The sequence below is a fragment of the Saccharophagus degradans 2-40 genome (assembly GCF_000013665.1).
GTDB classification, from domain to species: domain Bacteria; phylum Pseudomonadota; class Gammaproteobacteria; order Pseudomonadales; family Cellvibrionaceae; genus Saccharophagus; species Saccharophagus degradans.
Map to the genome: position 1 here is coordinate 3,046,081 of NC_007912.1, position 21,801 is coordinate 3,067,881.

General features: G+C 46.2%; 22 protein-coding genes. 5 read left to right on the forward strand and 17 right to left on the reverse strand.

The genetic code is table 11. The features are described from left to right. Positions 1-127 precede the first annotated feature (127 nt). The 4 genes from SDE_RS12575 to SDE_RS12590 all read left to right on the forward strand — a co-directional run bounded on the left by SDE_RS12575 (position 128) and on the right by SDE_RS12590 (position 3,483). Complete coding sequence (locus tag SDE_RS12575; protein WP_011468879.1) at positions 128-967, forward strand: mechanosensitive ion channel family protein; 840 nt, start codon at positions 128-130, stop codon at positions 965-967. Positions 968-1,031: 64 nt separating this feature from the next. Next, complete coding sequence (gene rsxD / locus SDE_RS12580; RefSeq protein WP_011468880.1) at positions 1,032-2,105, forward strand: electron transport complex subunit RsxD; 1,074 nt, start codon at positions 1,032-1,034, stop codon at positions 2,103-2,105. A gap of 3 nt (positions 2,106-2,108) precedes the next feature. Next, on the forward strand, positions 2,109-2,756 hold the full coding sequence (gene rsxG / locus SDE_RS12585) for an electron transport complex subunit RsxG (RefSeq protein WP_011468881.1): 648 nt from the start codon (positions 2,109-2,111) through the stop codon (positions 2,754-2,756). Positions 2,757-2,772: 16 nt separating this feature from the next. Next, positions 2,773-3,483 carry an electron transport complex subunit E gene (locus tag SDE_RS12590; protein WP_011468882.1) on the forward strand — a complete coding sequence of 237 codons (711 nt, stop codon included), beginning with the start codon at positions 2,773-2,775 and terminating at the stop codon, positions 3,481-3,483. A 122-nt stretch (positions 3,484-3,605) separates the two neighbouring features. Here SDE_RS12590 and SDE_RS12595 read toward each other — a convergent pair whose 3' ends face one another. The 4 genes from SDE_RS12595 to SDE_RS21340 all read right to left on the reverse strand — a co-directional run bounded on the left by SDE_RS12595 (position 3,606) and on the right by SDE_RS21340 (position 6,296). Beyond that, positions 3,606-3,944, reverse strand: coding sequence for a hypothetical protein (locus SDE_RS12595; protein WP_011468883.1), 339 nt, complete (start codon positions 3,942-3,944; stop codon positions 3,606-3,608). Between the two features lie 97 nt (positions 3,945-4,041). Further along, positions 4,042-4,581 (reverse strand): RNA polymerase sigma factor, encoded by a 540-nt coding sequence (locus SDE_RS12600; protein WP_011468884.1) that lies wholly within the window; start codon positions 4,579-4,581, stop codon positions 4,042-4,044. Between the two features lie 7 nt (positions 4,582-4,588). After that, positions 4,589-5,248, reverse strand: coding sequence for a DUF6249 domain-containing protein (locus SDE_RS21335; protein ID WP_011468885.1), 660 nt, complete (start codon positions 5,246-5,248; stop codon positions 4,589-4,591). 190 nt (positions 5,249-5,438) lie between these two features. Next, positions 5,439-6,296 carry an AraC family transcriptional regulator gene (locus tag SDE_RS21340; RefSeq protein ID WP_011468886.1) on the reverse strand — a complete coding sequence of 286 codons (858 nt, stop codon included), beginning with the start codon at positions 6,294-6,296 and terminating at the stop codon, positions 5,439-5,441. 104 nt (positions 6,297-6,400) lie between these two features. Here SDE_RS21340 and SDE_RS12615 point away from each other — a divergent pair, with 104 nt between their 5' ends. After that, positions 6,401-6,784 carry a DUF3224 domain-containing protein gene (locus tag SDE_RS12615; protein ID WP_011468887.1) on the forward strand — a complete coding sequence of 128 codons (384 nt, stop codon included), beginning with the start codon at positions 6,401-6,403 and terminating at the stop codon, positions 6,782-6,784. A gap of 48 nt (positions 6,785-6,832) precedes the next feature. On the opposite strand, the gene SDE_RS12620 is transcribed toward SDE_RS12615, so the two are convergent. From SDE_RS12620 to SDE_RS12680, 13 genes are all read right to left on the reverse strand, one after another. After that, positions 6,833-9,037 (reverse strand): FdhF/YdeP family oxidoreductase, encoded by a 2,205-nt coding sequence (locus SDE_RS12620; RefSeq protein ID WP_011468888.1) that lies wholly within the window; start codon positions 9,035-9,037, stop codon positions 6,833-6,835. Positions 9,038-9,288: 251 nt separating this feature from the next. Then, on the reverse strand, positions 9,289-10,284 hold the full coding sequence (locus tag SDE_RS12625) for an alpha/beta hydrolase (protein ID WP_011468889.1): 996 nt from the start codon (positions 10,282-10,284) through the stop codon (positions 9,289-9,291). Between the two features lie 241 nt (positions 10,285-10,525). Then, positions 10,526-10,909, reverse strand: a complete 384-nt coding sequence (gloA, locus tag SDE_RS12630; RefSeq protein WP_011468890.1) for a lactoylglutathione lyase — start codon at positions 10,907-10,909, stop codon at positions 10,526-10,528. Positions 10,910-10,930: 21 nt separating this feature from the next. Further along, complete coding sequence (locus SDE_RS12635; RefSeq protein WP_011468891.1) at positions 10,931-11,770, reverse strand: sulfite exporter TauE/SafE family protein; 840 nt, start codon at positions 11,768-11,770, stop codon at positions 10,931-10,933. After that, a complete protein-coding gene (ccoS, locus tag SDE_RS12640) occupies positions 11,767-11,973 on the reverse strand; it encodes a cbb3-type cytochrome oxidase assembly protein CcoS (protein ID WP_011468892.1) in 207 nt (68 codons plus the stop codon). Before ccoS ends, SDE_RS12635 begins: the two co-directional genes overlap by 4 nt. Before the next feature lie 132 nt (positions 11,974-12,105). Continuing rightward, positions 12,106-14,490 (reverse strand): heavy metal translocating P-type ATPase, encoded by a 2,385-nt coding sequence (locus SDE_RS12645; protein ID WP_011468893.1) that lies wholly within the window; start codon positions 14,488-14,490, stop codon positions 12,106-12,108. Between the two features lie 3 nt (positions 14,491-14,493). Further along, positions 14,494-15,066 carry a FixH family protein gene (locus tag SDE_RS21345; protein ID WP_011468894.1) on the reverse strand — a complete coding sequence of 191 codons (573 nt, stop codon included), beginning with the start codon at positions 15,064-15,066 and terminating at the stop codon, positions 14,494-14,496. Positions 15,067-15,112: 46 nt separating this feature from the next. After that, positions 15,113-16,567, reverse strand: coding sequence for a cytochrome c oxidase accessory protein CcoG (gene ccoG, locus SDE_RS12655; RefSeq protein ID WP_011468895.1), 1,455 nt, complete (start codon positions 16,565-16,567; stop codon positions 15,113-15,115). A 124-nt stretch (positions 16,568-16,691) separates the two neighbouring features. After that, entirely contained in the window at positions 16,692-17,588 is an 897-nt protein-coding gene (gene ccoP / locus SDE_RS12660; RefSeq protein WP_011468896.1) for a cytochrome-c oxidase, cbb3-type subunit III, read from the reverse strand. After that, the gene (locus SDE_RS12665; protein ID WP_011468897.1) at positions 17,585-17,812 is read right to left on the reverse strand and encodes a CcoQ/FixQ family Cbb3-type cytochrome c oxidase assembly chaperone; all 228 of its coding nucleotides are present in this window, start codon (positions 17,810-17,812) and stop codon (positions 17,585-17,587) included. The genes ccoP and SDE_RS12665 overlap by 4 nt, the downstream gene beginning before the upstream one ends. A gap of 5 nt (positions 17,813-17,817) precedes the next feature. Further along, positions 17,818-18,429, reverse strand: coding sequence for a cytochrome-c oxidase, cbb3-type subunit II (gene ccoO / locus SDE_RS12670; protein ID WP_011468898.1), 612 nt, complete (start codon positions 18,427-18,429; stop codon positions 17,818-17,820). 11 nt (positions 18,430-18,440) lie between these two features. After that, entirely contained in the window at positions 18,441-19,913 is a 1,473-nt protein-coding gene (ccoN, locus tag SDE_RS12675) for a cytochrome-c oxidase, cbb3-type subunit I (RefSeq protein WP_011468899.1), read from the reverse strand. A 404-nt stretch (positions 19,914-20,317) separates the two neighbouring features. After that, the gene (locus tag SDE_RS12680; RefSeq protein WP_011468900.1) at positions 20,318-21,547 is read right to left on the reverse strand and encodes an argininosuccinate synthase; all 1,230 of its coding nucleotides are present in this window, start codon (positions 21,545-21,547) and stop codon (positions 20,318-20,320) included. Between the last annotated feature and the right edge of the window lie 254 nt (positions 21,548-21,801).

Genomic DNA, 21,801 nt, shown 5'->3' on the forward strand with positions numbered 1-21,801 from the left:
CTCAGGTAAATAGCCTAGTAAACAAAAGTTGTAACACCACAATCACGTTCAGCACCAACAATAGCGAAACTGCACTCAAGCATTACGGCTTGGGGCAATTTTCATTCCACATGTCGAGGAAGACAATATGAAAGATAAAATTATCGCTTTTTTTGAAAGCGGCGACTGGCTTACCACCCTTGAGCCTATTGCCATCAATTTTGCCGTTGCCTTAGCCATATTTATCATTGGTGGCTGGGTAGTAAGCCAGATAATGCGCGTTATCGATAAGATGATGAACCTGCGCAAAATCGACGAAGCCCTGCAAGGCTTTTTACAGGCGATAATTCGCACTGTATTTAAGTTTGTTGTACTGCTTATTGCCGTTGAGCAATTAGGTATAGACACCACCTCACTACTCGCTTTACTCGGTGCGGCAGGTCTAGCTGTTGGCTTGGCTCTTAAAGATTCGCTCTCGAGCTTTGCTGCCGGCGTAATGCTTATTATGTTTAAGCCTTTCACCATTGGTAACTTTGTAGAAGCTGGCGGTGTTGCGGGTGTTGTAGAGCGCATAACCGTGTTTAACACTATTTTCCGTACTGGCGACAACAAAGAAATTATTGTGCCTAACGCCCAAATATACGGTGGCACAATTATTAATTATTCCGCTAAACCAACCCGCCGCATTGATTTAATAATGGGTATTGGTTATGGCGACGACATGAAGAAAGCCCGCGAAGTTATTCTGCAAGTAATTGCCAACGAAGAGCGCGTATTAAAAGACCCAGAACCAGTAGTAGCTGTACACGAGTTGGGCGAAAGCAGCGTGAACTTTGTGGTGCGCCCCTGGGTTAACACGGCAGATTACTGGCCTGTGTACTGGGCACTCACCGAAAACATTAAAGCTGCATTCGACGAAAACAATATCTCTATTCCGTTCCCGCAACGCGATGTGCATATTTTCCAAGAAAGTGTTCAAGAGAAGTAATTACAGCTCGGGGTGCCAGCCACCCCGCTTTACCACCCAATTTTAATTTGCAACGATAAAACCCATGGCACTATTTAAAATAACCTCTCCACACGCAACCAAAGCTGGCGACACTGGCACTGTAATGCGTTGCGTTTTATTGGCTACCCTGCCAGGGCTAGTTGCATTAACCGCATTCTTTGGTATTGGCTCTATTATTAACGTAATACTTGCCTGTACCTTTGCCGTTGCCTTTGAAAGCGCCGCGCTGGCACTGCGCAATCGCCCCATTGCATTTTACCTTAAAGATTTTAGTGCAATTGTAACCGCTGTACTGCTAGCGCTTGCACTTCCACCCTACGCGCCGTGGTGGCTGGTAGCGGTTGGCGTATTCTTCGCAATTGTTGTAGCTAAACATTTATACGGTGGCTTGGGTTATAACCCGTTCAACCCCGCTATGGTTGGCTATGTTGTACTGCTTATCTCGTTCCCCTTAGAAATGACCATGTGGGCAGCCCCCGTTTCTGCGCTAGGCGACGGCGGTCATTTACCTTCGCTGGGTGACGCGCTTGCAAAAGTATTTATGGGCGTTGAATTTGTTAGCGGTGAGCTAGATGGCTATACCGCCGCCACCCCGTTAGATGTTCTGCGCCAAAACAGCAGTTTATTACTGCCCGATTTATACACGCAAAGCCCGGCCTTTGCCCAAGCCAAGTGGGCTGGTGCCGGCTGGGAATGGGTAAACCTAATGTTTTTAGCCGGCGGCGCTTACTTGCTGTACATGCGTGTTTTTACATGGCACGCACCGGTAAGCATGTTGGCTACCCTAGGCATATTAGCGGCTCTTTTCTACGATGGCGGCAGCTCTGCAAGCTTGGGTTCCCCGCTTTTTCACTGGTTATCTGGCGCCACTATGCTGGGTGCGTTTTTTATTGTTACCGATCCGGTAACGTCTGCGGTAAGTACACGTGGCCGAATTATTTACGGTGCACTTATTGGTTTAGTTGTGTTTGTGATTCGCAGCTGGGGCAACTACCCCGATGGCGTAGCCTTCGCAGTACTACTTATGAATTTTGCCGCGCCCTTTATTGATTACTACACTCAACCCCGCACCTATGGCCATAAGAAGCCAACGGTTGCCACTAAAAAAGCCGAGTAAGCCGTGTTAGGAAAGTCTATAACTAAAAACAGTGTGATTTTAGGCGGGTTCGCCTTGGTTACCGCAGCGATTTTGGCCTTTACCTTCCAAGCAACTGCAGAAAAAATTGCAGAGCAAGAGAAGCGAGCAGCAGAAAAAGCCCTACTACAAATAGTGCCGCGCGAGCGTCACGATAACGATATGCTGTCAGATACATTAACCTTCTCGGCTGAGCAATCTGCTGTATTAGGTGTAAAAGGCCCTGTGGATGTCCACCTTGCTAAACTCGATGGCGAATTGGTTGCTGCAATCATTCCAGCGATCGCGCCAGATGGTTACAGTGGAGAAATTAAACTTATTGTTGGTGTAAATGCCGATGGGTCGGTTGCCGGTGTACGCGTACTCGCCCACAAAGAAACCCCTGGGCTAGGCGACAAAGTAGACCTAAACAAAAGCGACTGGGTATTAAGCTTTACCGGTAAATCACTACTTAACCCAACAGCCAACAAGTGGAAAGTAAAGAAAGATGGCGGTGAATTTGATCAATTTACCGGCGCAACCATTACACCGCGCGCAGTAGTAAAACGCGTTCAACACGTTTTGGAATTTTTCGAAGCCAACAAAGCTGCTCTCACCCAAAACACACCCGCTGCACCTGCAGCTATAAACTAAATAGCGTTAATTGATTATGGCAACTTACAGCGAAATCACCTCTAACGGCTTGTGGAAAAACAACCCCGCGCTGGTACAACTTTTGGGTTTATGCCCACTTCTAGCGGTAACTGGCTCGGTAGTAAATGCTCTTGGTTTAGGCTTGGCAACCCTGCTTGTACTCATTGGGTCTAACGTTGCGGTTTCGTTAATTCGCAATGCAGTTAGCGATGCTGTGCGCTTACCGGCCTTTGTGATGATTATTGCTGCCTTTACCACCTGCACCGAATTAGTGATGCAGGCATTTACTTTCGAGCTTTATCAAATACTAGGTATTTTTATTCCGCTTATTGTTACCAACTGCTCTATTCTCGGCCGCGCCGATGCCTTTGCCAGTAAAAACAAAGTACTGCCTTCAGCAGTAGACGGTTTTATGATGGGTATGGGCTTTTTACTAGTGTTACTGGTAATTGGCGCAGTACGCGAAATTATTGGCAACGGCACACTTTTCGAAAACATGCATTTGTTGTTTGGTGAAGCGGCGCGCAACTGGCGACTGGATTTATTTGGTGAAGGCTATAAAGGCTTTTTGGTGGCGGTATTACCACCCGGCGCATTCTTAGTTACAGGCCTATTAATTGCCGTTAAAAATATGGTGGATGCAGAATTAAAACGCCGCGAAGATGCGCGTAAAGCCAAACCGGTAAAAGGCTCTAAACGCGTGCGTACTACAGGCCAAATCGCTTAAGCATCATCTTTTGGCACTGCTTTCTTATAGGCCCCCGCTTTCTTTTGTGCCCCACTTTTTAAGGCCCTAGCTAACTAGGGCCTTACTTCTACCAGCTACAATTACCTACTAGTAATAAATAACTAAATAATATCTAACATTTTTGCAGCCCATAAAACGGCGCCCACGCACAATGCCGCTGCGTATAGCACTGCCCCCGTCACTAAGCTGGCAACATCAACTTGATAAACCCACGCCATCACATTATGTGCAATATCCAACATTGGCATTTGTGCGATCAATACACACATCACTACAGCAATTAGCGCATATAACACCAAGAATGGCGATTTAAACCGACGAGGTTTGCTTACTTTCAACCCAGCAGTGACCGAATCGGTAAAGCCGTCGTCAGGTATATAAGGGCTCGCCCCTCGCAATTGCCGAGCAAGCATTTTTTCAAAATCATCACTCTCGTTCATAATTACCTACCCAGGTTCTCAATCAAACCTTTTGCAATCACTAATTTCTAACATGCTAGCTGCTAACTGTAAGCTGTCCACTATTCGCTAAACCACCCTATCCCTGCTCCCAACTCGCCAACGATACTTTAAGCTTAGCTTTAGCCCGATTAACATGGGTCTTTAAGGTCCCCAAAGGTACGCCCATAACTTGCGCGGCTTCGTCGTGGGAAAAGCCCTCTTCAAAACACAGCTGCACGGCTATGCGCTGCGGCTCAGTTAATACCTGCATTGCGCGCGTTATATCTTCGCTAGCAGCAAATTGATGCAACTCGCACGCCTCGGCGGCGATGTCGGGTTGCTCATCTATATTGCACCAATCTAGTTTTTTCTTTCGCCATTTAGACGCAGCCACATTAAACACAATGCGATACAGCCACACAGAAAATTTAGCATCACCGCGAAATGCGGCAAGTGCCATATAGGCTTTGATAAACGCCTCTTGAGCAAGGTCGTCGGCTAAGTGTTCGTCGCCGTTACACAATCTCCGCGCCCAACTGCGCACCTGCGACTGATGCTTTCTCACAAGTTGCGAGAAAGCATGCTGGTCGCCATTGGCTTGCACTCGGGCAATGAGGGTTTGATCGGAGATTGTCACAGCTCGGTTACCCTTGCTTGGCCGATAATTTCCAAATAGCTAGCTGAGCTAAACCAATACCTATAGGAATAAAACCTATTGTGGCTACACTGAAACCCGCAATAAACAGCAAAAATAACCCAAGCCCAAAGCCCAAGCCTACATTTTTAAAGCCGCGGCGCATATATCGTACGGGGTCGGCCTCTTCGCCTTGAAACAACTCTAGCGGCACTTCTTGGCCCGCTTCCACCACCTTAGCAATAGCCTCGCGCTGGATAGATGCCACACGCACCTTGGCTCGGTAATGGCAAATAATAAGTACCACCAGCAATACCAACGGGCTGAGTATACCCAGCACCACAGCAACCAAGCCTATGGTTAAACCAAACCGCTCTGCAGCACCTAAGTTTTCTTGATTTGCGTGATCCCAAGGAGCGCGAAAATCCATGCTGGGTGCGCTAGGTGCAGCGGGAATATTCTCCCCTTCGGTTAAGTAATGGCTTAAATCTTTCGTGTCTGACGACTGGGAGCCATATACTAGCTGCGCTTTAGGGGCTTGCGCAGGCGCAGGAGGCTCTTCGCCCTGCTGCGCTTGTACTGGCACCCATATTAAGCAACAGCCTACCAGCGCCGCCATAAGCGGCTTTAACACGATACGTTTAACACGTTGTAGTATTGCATCTTTCATTTCAAACCCTCGTAGTAACTGAACTCACCTACTAAGATGCTGCTCGCAGCGATATTAGATTCAACTTTTATAATTATTTTGCACCTACGCCTTAGGGCATTATCGAAACAAATTAGCTATGCAGGTTTTAACCATGCGAAGTAGAGCTAAAGAGTAGAGAAAGGCCAGTGTAGCAGCCGAAGCGCTATGGCTAAGTAATGCCACTTGCGTATTCACTAGGAGTAACACCAACCATGGTTTTAAACACGCGATTAAAATGTGCCTGATCGTAATAGCCCATGCGATTGGCCAAGTGAACAAGCTGCTCCTGCGGTTGTTTATCTAGCTCTGCCAGCACTTCAAACAAGCGATACCGACAAATCGTCCACTTAGCGCTAACCCCTATATAGTCGGCAAATAACCGCTGTAATTTTCTAACAGAAATAGAAAACTGCTCAGCCAGCTGCTCCACTTGCACAATGGCTCGATTGGCTTCAATCGCCTCCACTAATTTGCCCGCCAGTAACGCATCACTGCTTAATGGCTGCGCCACGGCCAACACCGCTTGCTCTATATCTTGAATGGCCTGACTCAAATTATCTTCACGTACTCGTTCATCTAAGGCAGATTGGGTAAGCGGCAAAATACGCTCAACGGGCGAATACACATCGTTCAACAGCTTGGGCTTTACACTCAATAAATGTGCGAGCGCGCCGAAATTAAATCGACAACCCAACACCTGCCCCTTGCCATGTAACTTATACTCAAACCGGCGTGTATGAACCCCCATAATGCCGCTATTAAGAAATGGATTCACAATTAAATGTTGCGCAGGGTGAGGTAGGTTTTGCTGGGTGTATGCGGGCTGATTGGCTAAATCCCAGCGAACTTCCCAAAAATAAGCAATCCACTGGGTTAATGCGGGGCTTGGTGGGTGGTGATACAGTTGAAAATGCTGGGTGCTAAGCGCGGGCTGAATAAGGCCCTTGGCCGGCGCTGTAACTGAGCTATTGTTAAGCATGTTGTTATTGATATTGCTATTAATAGTGTGATGAATGTGGTTGGGCATAGCGTGTCGTGTTTTTACAAGGTTTAAGCTAGCCTAACCTGTATGATTACAAATATAAACCTCGCACACCTACCGCCAAAAGCACATTTGAATAAGGGAGTACCATGCAAATAAAAGGCACATTTAACGTAAGCCAATGGCAAGAAACTACACACGTAGAAGCCCCGCGAAAAATGAGTAGCGCTAAAGTTCAATATCAACTTGCAGGCGACATAGAGGGCGTAACCGATATTGTTTACGCCATGTGCTACCTCAGTGAAAGCCAAGCCGTTTTTCAGGGGGTGCACCAAGTAAGCGCCATAATAAACGGTAAAAAAGGCACATTTGCCATGCTAGAAAACGGCGAATTTATCGCCCCTGCCACAAGTGGCACTTGGCAAATAGTAAAAGGGTCGGGTACCGAAGAATTAACGAATATTGCCGGTGAAGGAACGTTTAAAGCCGAGCATGGCGGCGAAATGAAATACGAGCTAAATATTAGGGTTTAATTGCTAACAGATAATCGCTAATTACTAGCTACTAGCGTTTAGAGATTATCAATTAACGATTTTCAACCCCACTGCGACCGATTTGAAAGCAGGTGTTTTACTACGAGCGTCTTGTTCTAAACCTATTAAACAATTCGCTTCAGGGTAGTATGCCAATACATTGCCGCGCGGCAAATCAAACGCAAATACTTTTACCCCTTTCATTTCGCCATATTCAGATACAATATTTACACGCGCACCTACCTCGCTACCCAACTCCAATATATCGGTACGATTCATAAGTACTGCCCAGCGAGTATCGGTTGCGCGGTAGCTGTCACTTTGCTCGTAAATAATAGAGTTAAATTGACCTTCGCTGCGTATGCTTGCCAGTGTAAATGGGTAGGTTGTATTTTTGTTCGGTACAGGTACTTGGGTTGCGCTTACTAAAAACTGCGCTTTGTTAGACGGCGTATTAAATTGTGGGGTATGTAATACACGAGCGGGAATGGAAAATTCTTTTTTAGTTGCGCCAATATTCGCCAACTGCTGCATATCGGGTACACTCGCTGCAATTGCCGCGCGAATGCTTTCGTGCTGCTTGAATTCGGTGAAGTTTATCGCACTGTTAGGCAACAATTGCGCCCCCAATTCACACAATATATCTGATTCGGCTTTTACATTGTTTAAGCGTGTTACTCCGCCGTCGCTTAAGCGCACATAATTAAACATAGATTCCTGAGTTGTAGATTGCGCCTCTTCATCGCGCGCAGCCACCGGCAAAATTAACGCTTGGCTATTCGCCATGCCTTTTACGTGGCCTCTATTTAGCGTAGTGGTGAGGTACACTTTAAAATCGATATTATCTAATGCCTGCTCTGCCCAACTTGAATGGGGTGTGGCTTCGTACAAATTGCCCCCCATAATAAGTGCAGCATCTATGTGACCTGCATGGGCTGCTCTTAAGCAATCTAACGTATCTAGACCGTTGTCGCGCGGCAGGGTTACACCTAAATTGGCTTCTAGCTGCGCGAGCACATCGGCAGCCAAAACAGGTTTTACTCCAATAGTTCCAATACCCTGCACATTGCTATGGCCGCGCAAAGGTAGTAAACCTGCGCCCGGCTTACCAATCATGCCGGTTAATAATGCTAAGTTGGCAATGGCCTCTACGCTTTCAACCCCATGGGAATGATGGGTAATACCCATACCCCAAGCAAACACACAGGCATTAGACGCAATTAAATGGTATGCCAACGCGCGCATTTCTGTTTGGCTTACGCCGCTTGCTACTTCCAGCGTTTGCCAATTTAATTCATCTAAGCTTTGTACGTAGCTTTCAAAACCTTGCGTATAATTTTTAATAAACGCTGTATCGCCACCTCTGCTTTCCAATACTGCTTTGGCAATGCCGTTTAACAGCGCTAAGTCGCCACCTATTTTGGGTTGGATATATTCCGATGCTATCCACGTACCGCCAGTTAATAGCGATTTGGGGCTTTTAGGCACCGCAAAGCGCACCAAGCCAGGCTCTTTTGCGGGGTTAATAACAATTACCTTCCCCCCTCTATCGCGGCAATTTTTTAGCTGATGTACAAACCGCGGGTGATTAGACGCTGGGTTTGCACCTATAACAAATATACAGTCGCTTTTACTTAAATCTTCTAGCTCTATTGTGGCAGTACCAGAGCCAATCGCGTTGGTTAGCCCCACCCCAGTTGCTTGGTGGCAGTAGTAAGAGCAATTATTTACATTATTGGTACCGTACAACCTCGCCAATAACTGCAAAACAAAACCCGCTTCGTTAGAAGAGCGGCCAGATGAATAAAAAAAGCTACGCTGTGGCTGAGTTTTTAAAAACTGCTGCGCCATTAATGCAATTGCATCATCCCACACTATAGGGGTGTACTTGTCACTCTTAGCCGCTTTATACAAAGGCGTGTTTAATCTGCCTAAATGCTCTAGCTCGTAGGCACTAAGCTTATTGAATTCAGATAAAGGATGGTCGAAAACCTCAACAGGAATAGGCGCTTGTATATCGGTAGATTGGGCTTGAATACTCTTGTTACATACCGAAGGGAACTCGTCCATCTCGTTAGTCATACCCCCGCGCTGGCCACCCATACCTAAGCCACAGGCCTTGCAGGTATTGCGACTATTTAATGCCTTGGCCGAATTAAGCAAACCAATACGCCCCACCGTTTTTAGAGTGTAGAGTATTTTTTTACCGCCGCCCCCAACAATTACGGGCTCTGGCGCCTTGTTTTTAGTCATAATGGCCGCGCTCAAACAATAGAGAAGAAGTAGATTATAGGGCAATAACAAACCCGTAACAGTACGTTATATTACCTATGGCTACTGCTATTTAATGGCCTAAAAGTAACAGAGTTCTGCTATGTGGTCACACCAAGTAATAGCACTACAGGCTCACTATAAGCTTTAGCGAATAAAAAATGTATTCGGGGTAGATAAAGGAATAAAAGCTGCTCGACATACAGAGCAGCGTTTAGGGGGAAGTAACACTCTTACAGCAAGCGGTAGTGGTTACCTAGGTTCTTGCCTTCCAACTCAATAACGCCCCGGTTAGTCACTTCGTCGCGATCCACGCTTTGTAGCACTTGTGATAGGTCATCCAGTATTACATCATGGTAGCGGTACGAGCTGTGTATAGAAACCTGATCGCCGCTGCGCTCTTTGTAGCCTTCCATCGCTTCCTTGTTGGCGTATTTTCTAGCATCTACCAATACCACATTATTCGGTAAGTTGGTGTAATCCAGCGCGCCGTGACGCCCTAAACGCGGGCTACCAAAACGTTTAATACTGGCTGCTCGCAGCACGGTATCGTGCTTGGAATAATACACATGTACGCGACGAGAAAAATTAGTAATGTATTCGGCTTTACCACCTATCTGAATATTCTTTGCGCTTATGTCACCACCAAGCAATACGGTTTCGTCAAATAGCTTTCGCCCTTGAGGTGCACCAAGATAATCCGACAAATATTCCATGCCTTTTCTTAAGGTATACACTCCCATTGAGTGGGCAAAACAAAACACAGAGGAAAAACAATCGTGCTGATTTCTATCAACCAACGCGTTCAAGTCGAGCAAAATACGGGTAAAGGCCCCAACGCTATCGCGCGACTTTTCTCTATCGCTTAAATAGGTGTACAAACTACCTGCAGATGGCCAAGAAAACCCAACAATAACCGGCGCATAACCGAAGCGAACTTTTAACTTTGCTTCTAGGTCGTATATCTCGTCTATCGATTCACGATAGGTATTGTTAAACCCGTGGATATAAAAACCAACTTTAGGCTGAGCAATGCCCTCTTCTGTGCGCAGCCGCTCTAATTCTTGCATAAGCTGCACTTCAAAGCCTTTTTTACCCACAGAATTAAAACCATCTTCATTAATGGATTTATTATTGTAGTTGTAGAGGTAATCGTATTTATGATTGGGCTTGGCATCGTCGCCATACCTGCCCTTAGTGCCACTTCGGTTAGTTACCATTAATAACATGTTTATTATCCGTCTTATGAGTAAAAATAGTTTGATAATTTGTTAACAAACTACGTTTTACACGATGTAACAATGGTTTTACAGGGCTTTATAGGTCTTTTTGCATTCTTATTTAAGCGAGGCTAAGTAAATAAAATCGCTAAAAAGTAGTAAAAGGCGAGATCTAGCACTGCGTGAGTGCTAGATGATATGAAAAACTGAGATTGAATTTATTGCAAAAGTAAAAGTACGAGCAGCCTACTTACTCACACCCAATTAGCTCTATTTTATATCCATCGGGGTCTTCTACGAATGCAATAACTGTTGTGCCATGCATCATAGGCCCAGCCTCTCGTACAATTTTACCCCCTGCTGCTCGTATAGTTTCGCAGGTAGCGTATACATCGTTTACCCCTAAAGCGATATGGCCATAACCATTGCCCAACTCATACGATGAGGTTTCCCAGTTATGCGTTAGTTCTATTACAGCAGTATCGCTTTCTTCGCCGTAACCTACAAACGCAAGTGTAAATTTGCCGGTTGGGAAATCTTGTTTGCGCAGTAATTTCATCCCCAATACTTGGGTATAAAAATGTAGCGACGCATCGAGGTCGCCAACCCTTAGCATGGTGTGTAAAAGTCTCATTATTTTGTCCTCTTAATAAAATTAATGGTGATGTGAATGGTGCGGTGGGTGCTGAGGATTTTCCTGAGAATTATTATGGGTGTTATCGTCATTATTTAATTGCCCTTCCTCTGGGGCATATTGGCTATCCGTTTTTTCTGCATGCACATGATTATGCTCTGCATGCTCGCCCGTTGTGTGATGCGAGTGGCCTGCATGCTGTATGGCTATATACACAGTCCAAACGCCAAAAACGATATAACACAACGCGAACCCTATGCGTACGTTGCGCAATTTAAACAATGCTAAAATCTTTTCTGCAGCAAGCCCACCAGTAAACACGGCAGGCAACGTGCCTAAGCCAAAGGCCAGCATAATACTCGCACCATAAAGCGCATTTGAGTTTGACGAAGCCAGCGCGAAACCAAGTGCGGAGTATATTAAGCCGCACGGCAACCAGCCCCAAATCAAACCTAATAGCGCCGCCTGCGGTACTGTTTTAACCGGTAGCAGCCGATTGCCAATGGGTTGTATTTTTGCCCACAAGCCCGCACCACTTTTCTCCAATAGCCCCAGTAACCGCCACCAATCAGCTAGGTATAAGCCCAGCAAAATAAGCAGCACACCGGCAAATATACGCAGGTAAACCGCCCCCGTAACTTGCCCTAACCACCAACCTACAAGCCCAGCCATCAAGCCTATAAAGGTATAGCTAGCAATGCGACCAGCGTTATAAGCGGTTAAAAATACTAATTTTTGAGGGGTTTTATTAGCGGGTAATGCAAAAGAAAGCGCTGCAGCTATACCACCGCACATACCTAAACAATGGCCAGCACCAAGTAAACCTAAAAAGAATGCTGCGACTAATGTTTCCCAAATCACTGCGTTTTGTTCTCGCTATTTGCTGTTTTATCGCTAATATCTGCTTTGTTTTTAACCGCAGGCTTATCGTTATCAAACAGTATTCTGCGGGCCTCTGTATTTAGGTCGTCGTATTGACCATTTTTTACCGCCCAAAAGAATATACCAATAGCCACAACTAAAAAGACCAGAGCAATGGGAATAAGAAGGTAGATTGCTTCCATGGGGAGCCTGCACTCGTTATGTTTGCGATAAAAGTACGCAAAAAGAGGGATTTTAGCGGTTTTATAGCTAAGTAAAAAGCCGCGCTAAGCTAATTAGCTGTCACCTGCGTACTGCAATATAAGCACCGTAAATTAAGTGCGTGCCACGCGCAATGAGTTAACTACAACGACAAGGCTACTTAAACTCATACCCGCCGCCGCAAGGTACGGTGGAATTAAACCCATAGCCGCCGCAGGAAGTGCCAGCACATTGTATAACAAGGCCCAAGCAAGGTTTTGTCGAATAACCGCCTGTACAGTCTTTGCGGTGGCAAGCGCCTGCAATAGCGTGTGTAAATTGTCGTGTAGCAATACCGCATCCGATTTTATCTGCGCCAGCTCCGTCGCCTTAGGCATGGCAACAGAAACGTCTGCCCCCGATAGCACTGGCGCATCATTAATACCATCGCCTACCATCATTATGGTATCGCCGGCTTGCTGATGTTCGTTTACGTAAGCGAGCTTGCCCTGCGGCAATATGTCACCTGCTTGGTGAGCAAGCGCAAGGTTTAACGCAAATTTATCCACATTGGCCTGCCTATCACCGCTAAGTAGCGATGTGCGCAACCCTTGCGCCTGCAACCCATTCAACACTTCTGCTGTTTCTGGCCGCACTGTATCGCTAAGGCACAGCCACGCAACCACGCCGTTGCTATCCGCTAAGCATTGCCACAGCCCTGTGCTGTTGCTAGAAATTGCAGGCGGGAAATCTACATGCTCGGCTGCCAACTCTTTTTTGCCAAACTTGTAGCGCGCGCCCATCCAATCGCCCTCTATACCTAGGCCTGGAATAACAGATACCTGCGAAGCGGGCTCGATAAAAGGAATGTGTTTAAATGCAGAAGCAATGGGATGGCGGCTGTGCGCCTCGAGCGCCGCCACGAGGGTAAGTACGCTGCCTTCGTCAAATGATTCACGCACGCAAACTACTTGCTCGATGGAGAACTGCCCCGCGGTAAGCGTGCCTGTTTTATCAAATACCACGTGATTAATTTTTGCGAGCGTTTCTAAAACATGCTTACTGCGCACCAAAAAGCCCTGCTCGCGCAACTTAGTTGTACCAGCGGTAAGCGCTGCCGGTGTTGCAAGGGAAAGCGCACAGGGGCATGTAATAACCAAAACCGAGAGCACCACCCACAGCGCGCGCGAGGAATCTTGCCACAGCCAATACCCTCCCACCACGCAAGAAACTACCAACACCGCAGCCACAAATTTGCCCGCTATTTTATCGGCAAAAGCTACCTGTGCAGGTTTTTGCTGCTGCGCTTCATCAACTAGGTTTTCAATCACCGAGAGTGCGGTGTTGTCGCCCACTGCAGTTACGCAGATAGTAACGGCCGTATCGCCGTTCACAGAGCCTGCAATAACACTGCAGCCCTTTGTTTTATTAACAGGAGTGGATTCGCCAGTTAAAAGAGATTCATCTGCAGTAGTGGAACCAGCTATAACCGTACCATCGGCAGGAAAAACAGCCCCAGCTTCAATATGCAGCGTATCGCCAACTTTTACGCTTTTTAGCGGTACCGTTATATATTGTGAGTCTTGTACTTTTTGCGCGGTAAGAGGCAATAAATTTAGGTTATGCTGGCTTTTATTTTGATTGCTATGGCGCGCGCGCATTTCCAAATAGCGCCCCAACAATAAGAAAAAGGTAAACATAGATACCGAGTCAAAATACACTTCGCCAGTATTGGTTAGCGTTGCGTAAATACTGGCGCCGTAAGCAAGCACTAAAGCTATGCATACAGGCACATCCATGTTCAAACTTTTTAACTTAAGTGCGCGCCAAGCACTGTAAAAAAAAGGCTGCGCGCTATAAAGCATAACCGGTGTGGCAAATACAAAACTTACCCAGCGCAAAAAACCTTGCCAGCCACTTTCTATGCCTTGAATACCGCCGGCATACAATGCCACCGCGACCATACCCACTTGCATCATCCCTATGCCCGCAACACCTAAACGCATTAAGTGGCTACGCTGTATATTGCGCGCGCTTTCGGCAGCGGCTTGGCTAGATGCTGGGCGCGGGCTGTAACCAATTAACTCCAATTTATGCATTAGGCTGCTAAGCGGCAACTTGGATTTATCCCACTCGATAGTGCAAATTTGCGTGGTTGCATTCACGCTCACACGACTTATTGCCTCTGTTTGGCCCAAATAATTTTCAATTAGCCATGCGCATGCAGCACAGGAAATGCTTTCGAGATAAAACCTAACTCGAAAAGTAGATTGGGACACGCGGGAGATAATATCGGCTTGAACTTCATGTAGGTCAAACTCCAAGTATGCCTGGCTCACTTCTTTTACTTTTGGGTTAGTGCTTTCTCTGTACTGATAAAAATCTCCTAGGCCGCCTTCTACAATTGCCATAGCAACAGCTTGACAGCCCACACAACAAAAGTTGCGGAGTTCGCCATCTACCGTTGCGCTGTATTGTTCGTGCGCAGGCAACCCACAGTGAAAGCAGCTATGCGCCATAATTTACGGTGTTAAAGTAACAGTAGCATTAGCAGACACATCGAGCTCACCCACTACCCGCCACGCTTCTACTTTGGGGTCTGGGTCTTCTTCGGTGCGCATAGCTTTAGGCGCATCCACATAATAGGACAACTGCAAGTAATGCCGCCCCTTTATAGGTGCTTCAGTTGCGGCGGTATACACGGCAGTTTCATTGCTACCGGGCTGACGCACTAGTTTATATTTTTTGTCCAACCCCGATTCCATTGGGTGAGAAAATATAAGTGTAATCTCGGGAGCAAACACCGGGCTGGTTGCGTTTAAGCTAACCGTAATATTTTCTGCTGTCGCATCAATCGCAACCATTGCCGTCAAGCCTAAGTCTTGCGCTGCACGCGTTGCGGCAAAGGTATTATTAATCATGCGCCCTTTTTTATAGTAATCATCGGTAACCACATCATCTTTTAATGAATAGGCTACCGTTAGCAGTACACTACATACACATGCAATAAATATTAACGGGGCAAAAACAAACCAGCCCCAAAATTCTTTATACCAAGGTTTCCCTTCGGTTTGTGCGTTATTCATATTACTCATTGTTTACTTTCACTTTAATTAGCTAGGCGTATTGGGTAACGCACAATTATTTACTTTTAACCGCAGGCCCAATAAATGGGCTTTCTTCTGTAGCGGTTAATAGAGGGTCTGTTTTTGAGGTAATCTTAAACGTTAAATCTGTTTTCTCTACATCAAGTTGCGCACGCTCAACAGAAACCCGCAATGGAATGGTAAACACTTCACCAGCTTCCAGTTCAACTTCCATATAGTGGTGCAACCTGAACGGGTAATCGCCACTTACTTGAATATCGTACTCATGCGCCTCTTGGCTCATGTTATTAATTTTGACCGTGTACACATTTTGCACTTGATCATTGCTAATACGATAGAGCCTTGCCCCGCGGTCGCGTGCCACATCCACCGACAGTGGTGTACGAATAATAATTGCGCCTATAAATGCACCGATCATTAATACTACGCCGAGCGCATAGCCGAATAGACGCGGGCGGAAAAACTTGGTTTTACCGTTTTCTAGTTCATCCTCCGAAGCGAAGCGAATCAAGCCGCGTGGGTATTCCATTTTATCCATAACGGCATTGCATGCATCGACGCAAAGCCCACAGTTAATGCATTCAAATTGCAACCCGTCGCGAATATCAATATCTACTGGGCAAACCTGAACACACCAAGAGCAATCGATACAATCGCCCAAACCTTTTTGCTTGGGATCTTCTTTCATTTTACGCGGGCCACGTGTTTCACCACGACTAGCATCGTAATGTACCGCCAAAGTATCTTTGTCGTACATAACCGACTGGAAACGCGCATAAGGGCACATATATTTGCACACTTGCTCGCGCAACCAACCCGCATTTAAGTAGGTCATGCCGGTAAAAAAGATCGTCCAAAAAATTGCGGCTGGGTGCGCATCAACAACAAGCATACCGGTTGTTGCGTTCTGGTGTGGAATAAGCCCGCTAATTAGCTCGCGGATAGGCACGAAATAACCAACAAATGTAAGCCCCGTTATTAAGGCGATTAACACCCAAACAGTATGCTTACCGCCTTTGCGGAGTATTTTCTCTAGGCTCCAACCCTGCTTATCGAGCTTAATTTGCTTGTTGCGGTCGCCTTCAAAAAAATGCTCCACTGAGATAAACATTAAAGTCCACACGGTTTGCGGGCAGGTAAACCCGCACCACACGCGACCAAACATGACCGTTACCGTGAACAAGCTAAACGCAGAAATAATGAGTAGCCAAGCCAACAACATAAAATCTTGCGGCCAAAAAGTTAGCCACAAAATATGGAACTTGCGCTCAGGGAGATCAAATAAAACTGCTGGGTGCCCTTCGATCATCAACCAGGGTAACAGCAAGTAACCCGCAATAAGAGGGAGCCCCGTATAACGGCGAATAGCTTGATAAAAGCCAGTTATTTTGCGGGTGTAGATTTTGTTTTCAGCCTCGTACAAATCAACATATTTGATTTTCGCTTTTTCTTCAGCGGACGAATCTGAATTAGAAGGTGTTTCGGCCATGGATACTCCACAACTAACCGTTGATTGAAGTGCTTTGCTTACGGGTTGATCCCGAGGCCTTTTTTGAATTGGTCCCCTTCCCTAGGGCGGGCGATGCAGTATTTACTGCACCGCAATGTCTAGCTTATTCGTCGATAGACAAAGAAAGGAGATAAGCCGTTAACACGTGAATTTTTTCTTCACGCAAACGATCTTTTTGAGCTGGCATTTGGTTGGATCGGCCATTGTTAATGGTTTGAGCAATCTCTTCTAAACTGCCACCATACAACCAGATGTCATCGGTTAAGTTTGGCGCACCAACAGCTTGTACACCCTTACCTTTGGCGCCGTGACAAGCTGCGCAATTTTGAGCGAATAAAGGTTTACCTTGCGCCGCTTTTTCTGCGTTGTGCTCTGCACCTGAAAGACTTAACACGTAGTTAGCAACTAACTGGGTTTTCTCATCACCCAAAATGTTGCCCCAAGCCGGCATACTACCCTGACGACCGTGAGTAATACTCTCTTTAATCTTCTCTGGGGTGCCGCCGTATAACCAGTCTTTATCGGTTAAGTTAGGGAAACCAAAGTTACCACCAGCATCTGCACCGTGACAAACCGCGCAGTTGTTTGCGAATAAACGCACACCCATTTTCATGGCTGCGCCATCGTGCATTAACTCGGTTACTGGCGTATTGGCGTAAAGTTCAAAAGTTTCGGCAACTTCTTCGTAGCCTTTCTCTTGATCGTGTTTAAGCTCGCCTACAGACGTCCAGTTTAAAATACCTTTATATGAACCCAACCCAGGGTAAATAATAAGGTAGATCGCACCGAAAATCATGGTGCCAATAAATAATTTAAACCACCACAATGGTAACGGGTTATCGTACTCTTCAATGCCATCGTAAACGTGGCCAGTGGTACGGTTCTCGGCCTCTTCATCGTCAGATACCGCAACTTTGCGGTTAGCCATAAGCACCCAAAATACAAGCGCTAGGCACGCGAGGGTTAACCCTATAATCCAAAAATTCCAAAAAATGCTCATTGTTGTTCGTCTCGCTTCTCTTCATTCTCGGCGTTAGCAGAATGAAGTTGGTTATCTTTTTTCTGCGCGTCAGATTTGTTTTCATCTTCGCCGTCGGCAAACGGTAAGTTCGCGTCTTCTTCAAAGCGTTTTTTACGGCTGGGGGCAAATGCCCACCAGCACACGCCCGCAAAAGCGATGAACATAAAAACAACAGATAAACCGCGCAAATTACTAATTTCCATAGGAATTACCGCTTATGGGTGAATAGCAAACCAAGTTGTTGCAAATACGCAACTAGCGCATCAATTTCAGTAACGCCTTTAACAGCTTCCTGAGCACCAGCTATATCTTCATCGGTGTATGGCACACCAACTTTGCGTAACGCTTCCATCTTTTTAGCGGTGTATTTGCCATCTAGCTTGGCATCAAACAACCATGGGAAAGCTGGCATATTGGATTCTGGCACTACGTTGCGCGGGTTGTACAAATGCGCTTTGTGCCAAGTATCGCTGTAGCGTTGACCTACACGAGCCAAATCCGGGCCTGTGCGCTTAGAGCCCCATAAAAATGGATGCTCATAAACAGATTCACCGGCTACCGAGTAATGACCGTAACGCTCAACTTCAGCGCGCAATGGACGCACCATTTGGGTGTGACACACGTGGCAGCCTTCGCGAATGTATATGTCGCGACCTTCAAGTTCTACGGCTGCCAACGGCTTTAGGTTCTCTACTGGCTCGGAAGTTTGCGGCAAAAAGAATTGCGGCACAATTTCCACCAAGCTACCAAAACTAATAGCAACAATTACCAGTACAACCATTAAACCGATGTTCTTTTCAACTATGTCATGATTCTTCATTGTCGGTCTCCTTAGGCTTGCGCTGGTTCTGCAACGGTTTCTTCTTCTGCATCGTTCATAGTGCGGTAGGCGTTATACGCCATTAAGCACATACCAACTAAGAAAAACGCACCGCCAAGAAAACGAACAAAGTAACCTGGGTAGCTCGCTTCAACAGAGTCAACAAAGCTGTAAGTCAAGCTGCCATCGGCGTTGTATGCACGCCACATAATGCCCTGCATCAAACCGTTTACCCACATAGAGCAGATGTATAAAACAGTACCCACGGTAGCTAACCAGAAGTGCGTGTTAATAAGCTTCACACTCCACATAGTGGCTTTGCGAGATAAGATTGGAATCATGTGGTACAAGGCACCAAAGCTAATCATTGCAACCCAACCTAATGCACCTGCGTGTACGTGACCAATAGTCCAATCGGTATCGTGCGATAAGGCGTTTACAGTCTTAATAGACATCATTGGGCCTTCAAAGGTAGACATACCGTAGAACGACAATGAAACCACTAAGAAACGCAATGTTGGGTCGGTGCGCAATTTGTGCCACGCGCCAGAAAGAGTCATTACACCGTTAATCATGCCACCCCAAGAAGGCGCTAGCAGAATCAAAGACATCACCATACCTAAAGACTGTGCCCAGTCGGGTAACGCAGAATAATGCAAATGGTGAGCACCAGCCCAAATATAGATAGAAATTAGAGCCCAGAAGTGAACAATAGAAAGCTGGTAGGAATAAACCGGACGATCCGCTTGCTTAGGCACAAAGTAATACATCATGCCCAAGAAGCCCGCTGTTAAGAAGAAGCCCACAGCGTTGTGGCCATACCACCATTGGATCATCGCATCCATGGCGCCAGCATAGGCAGAGTAAGACTTAGTAAGCGATACGGGAACAGCCGCACTGTTAACGATATGCAAAATAGCAACAGTTACGATGAATGCACCGAAGAACCAGTTAGCTACGTAAATATGCGAGGTCTTACGCTTAACAATGGTGCCAAAAAACACAATAGCGTAAGAGACCCACACTAACGCAATAAGAATATCAATTGGCCACTCTAGTTCGGCATATTCTTTGGTAGTAGTTAACCCCATTGGCAAAGTAATAGCAGCAGAAACAATAACTAACTGCCAACCCCAAAAGGTAAACGGCACTAAAAAGCCACCAAACAGTTTTGCCTGACAGGTGCGCTGCACCACATAGTACGAGGTTGCAAACAACGCACAGCCACCAAATGCAAAAATTACCGAGTTGGTATGCAATGGGCGAAGTCGTCCAAAGTGACTGTATGGTTGGAAAAAGTCGTTGAGTTCTGGCCACATTAGCTGGGCGGCGATAAGCACCCCCATACCCATGCCAAACACACCCCAAACAATTGCCATGGCGCTGAACTGCCGCACCACCTGGTAATTATATTTATCGTCCAACGCAGGAGTCGCTCCCGCGCTAGATTCAAGCCCCGAATGGGAAGCCTGATCGCTGGTCATAGTCACACCTTCTCTTTAAATTTAAAAACAAATTCTGTATGTACCAACACATAGTTATTTGACGGGGCCAAGCATAGTATTGGCGCACTGTTACACTAATTAGCGCCGCCCTAACTTTCTAACGGACACGACTTCGCACCATAGGCTCGAACCCATAAGTATAGGGAGCCGTATCGCTGTGCGATTGATGTAGGTCAAATAACATAGTTTTCTCCACTCACTTACCGCATTTAGCAAGTAATACGACGAGTAAAGATTAGTTTTTGTTCTTATTAGCCTATTTTGTATTTGTTAGGTAAAACAGATACGAAAATAGCTAAGGGAAGTTTACCAACACCAGTGAAGCGCTTTTGGCTGCATCAGTAAGGTTAGCAAACCCCTCGGATTATGCGTAAAAAACTGTGTTACAGCAGTTTACGTCCCTTCTGAGCTGCAATACGCATTCTCAGAGCATTGAGTTTAATAAAGCCTTCGGCATCTTTCTGGTTGTAAGCACCAGCATCGTCTTCGAATGTTGCTATTTTTTCGTCAAATAGGCTGTCGTTAGAACGACGACCCACAACGGTTACGCTACCTTTATACAATTTAACCCGCACATCGCCATTTACTGGGCCTTGCGAGTTATCGATAGCGGTTTGTAACATTTGACGCTCTGGGCTCCACCAGTAACCGTTATAAATCATTTCGGCGTACTTGGGCATTAATGAATCTTTAAGGTGAGCCACTTCGCGATCGAGAGTAATAGATTCGATTGCTCTGTGAGCGCGCAATATAATGGTGCCCCCTGGGGTTTCGTAACAACCGCGAGACTTCATGCCTACATAGCGGTTTTCTACGATATCTAAACGACCCACGCCGTGTGCACCACCGCGCTTGTTCAAGGTTTCGAGTACAGTGGCAGGAGACATTTCTACGCCGTCGATGGCAACAATATCACCGTGCTTGAAGGTAAGCTCAAGGTATTCAGGCTGATCTGGCGCAGCTTCTGGGCTAACACTCCAGCGCCACATGTCTTCTTCTGCTTCTGCCCATGGATCTTCCAAAATACCGCCTTCATAAGAAATGTGCAGTAAGTTAGCATCCATAGAGTAAGGCGATTTCTTCTTCGCTTTGGTGTAATCAACAGGAATATTGTGCTTAGCGCAGTAGTCCATAAGGGTTTCGCGGGAAGTTAAATCCCAATCGCGCCATGGGGCAATAACATGAATGCCAGGCTTAAGGGCGTATGCACCCAGCTCAAAACGCACCTGATCGTTACCTTTACCAGTCGCACCATGAGAAATGGCATCAGCACCAGTTTCGTTGGCAATTTCAATTAAGCGCTTAGCAATAAGTGGGCGTGCAATAGAGGTACCTAGAAGGTATTCACCTTCATAGATAGTATTCGCGCGGAACATTGGGAATACGTAATCGCGTACGAACTCTTCGCGCAAGTCATCAATGTAAATTTCTTTCACACCCAACGCTTCGGCTTTAGCACGCGCGGGCTCCACTTCTTCACCTTGGCCAATATCAGCGGTAAAGGTCACTACTTCACAGTTGTAGGTCTCTTGTAACCATTTAACAATTACAGAAGTATCCAAGCCGCCAGAATAGGCTAGAACAACTTTTTTGATCGAACTGTTTGTAGACATACGAACTCCGCTACAGACGGCCAGCTAAATGGCGCAGAAAAAGAAAAAAGGGATTGATGAACAAGGTTCCAGCACTAAAGCACTTGGCCCTAATTCTGGGGGCGCAATTGTATACGCTACACGCGCCAAATAACAGTATTGCGCTCCATAATTGAGCGCAATTGATCAACCAATTAGCCTAAAAACGCCATTAGAGGTATTTAGCTTCCATTTTCCCATAGGTATTTGCGCAAAAGCCCTAACAAAGAAGCACG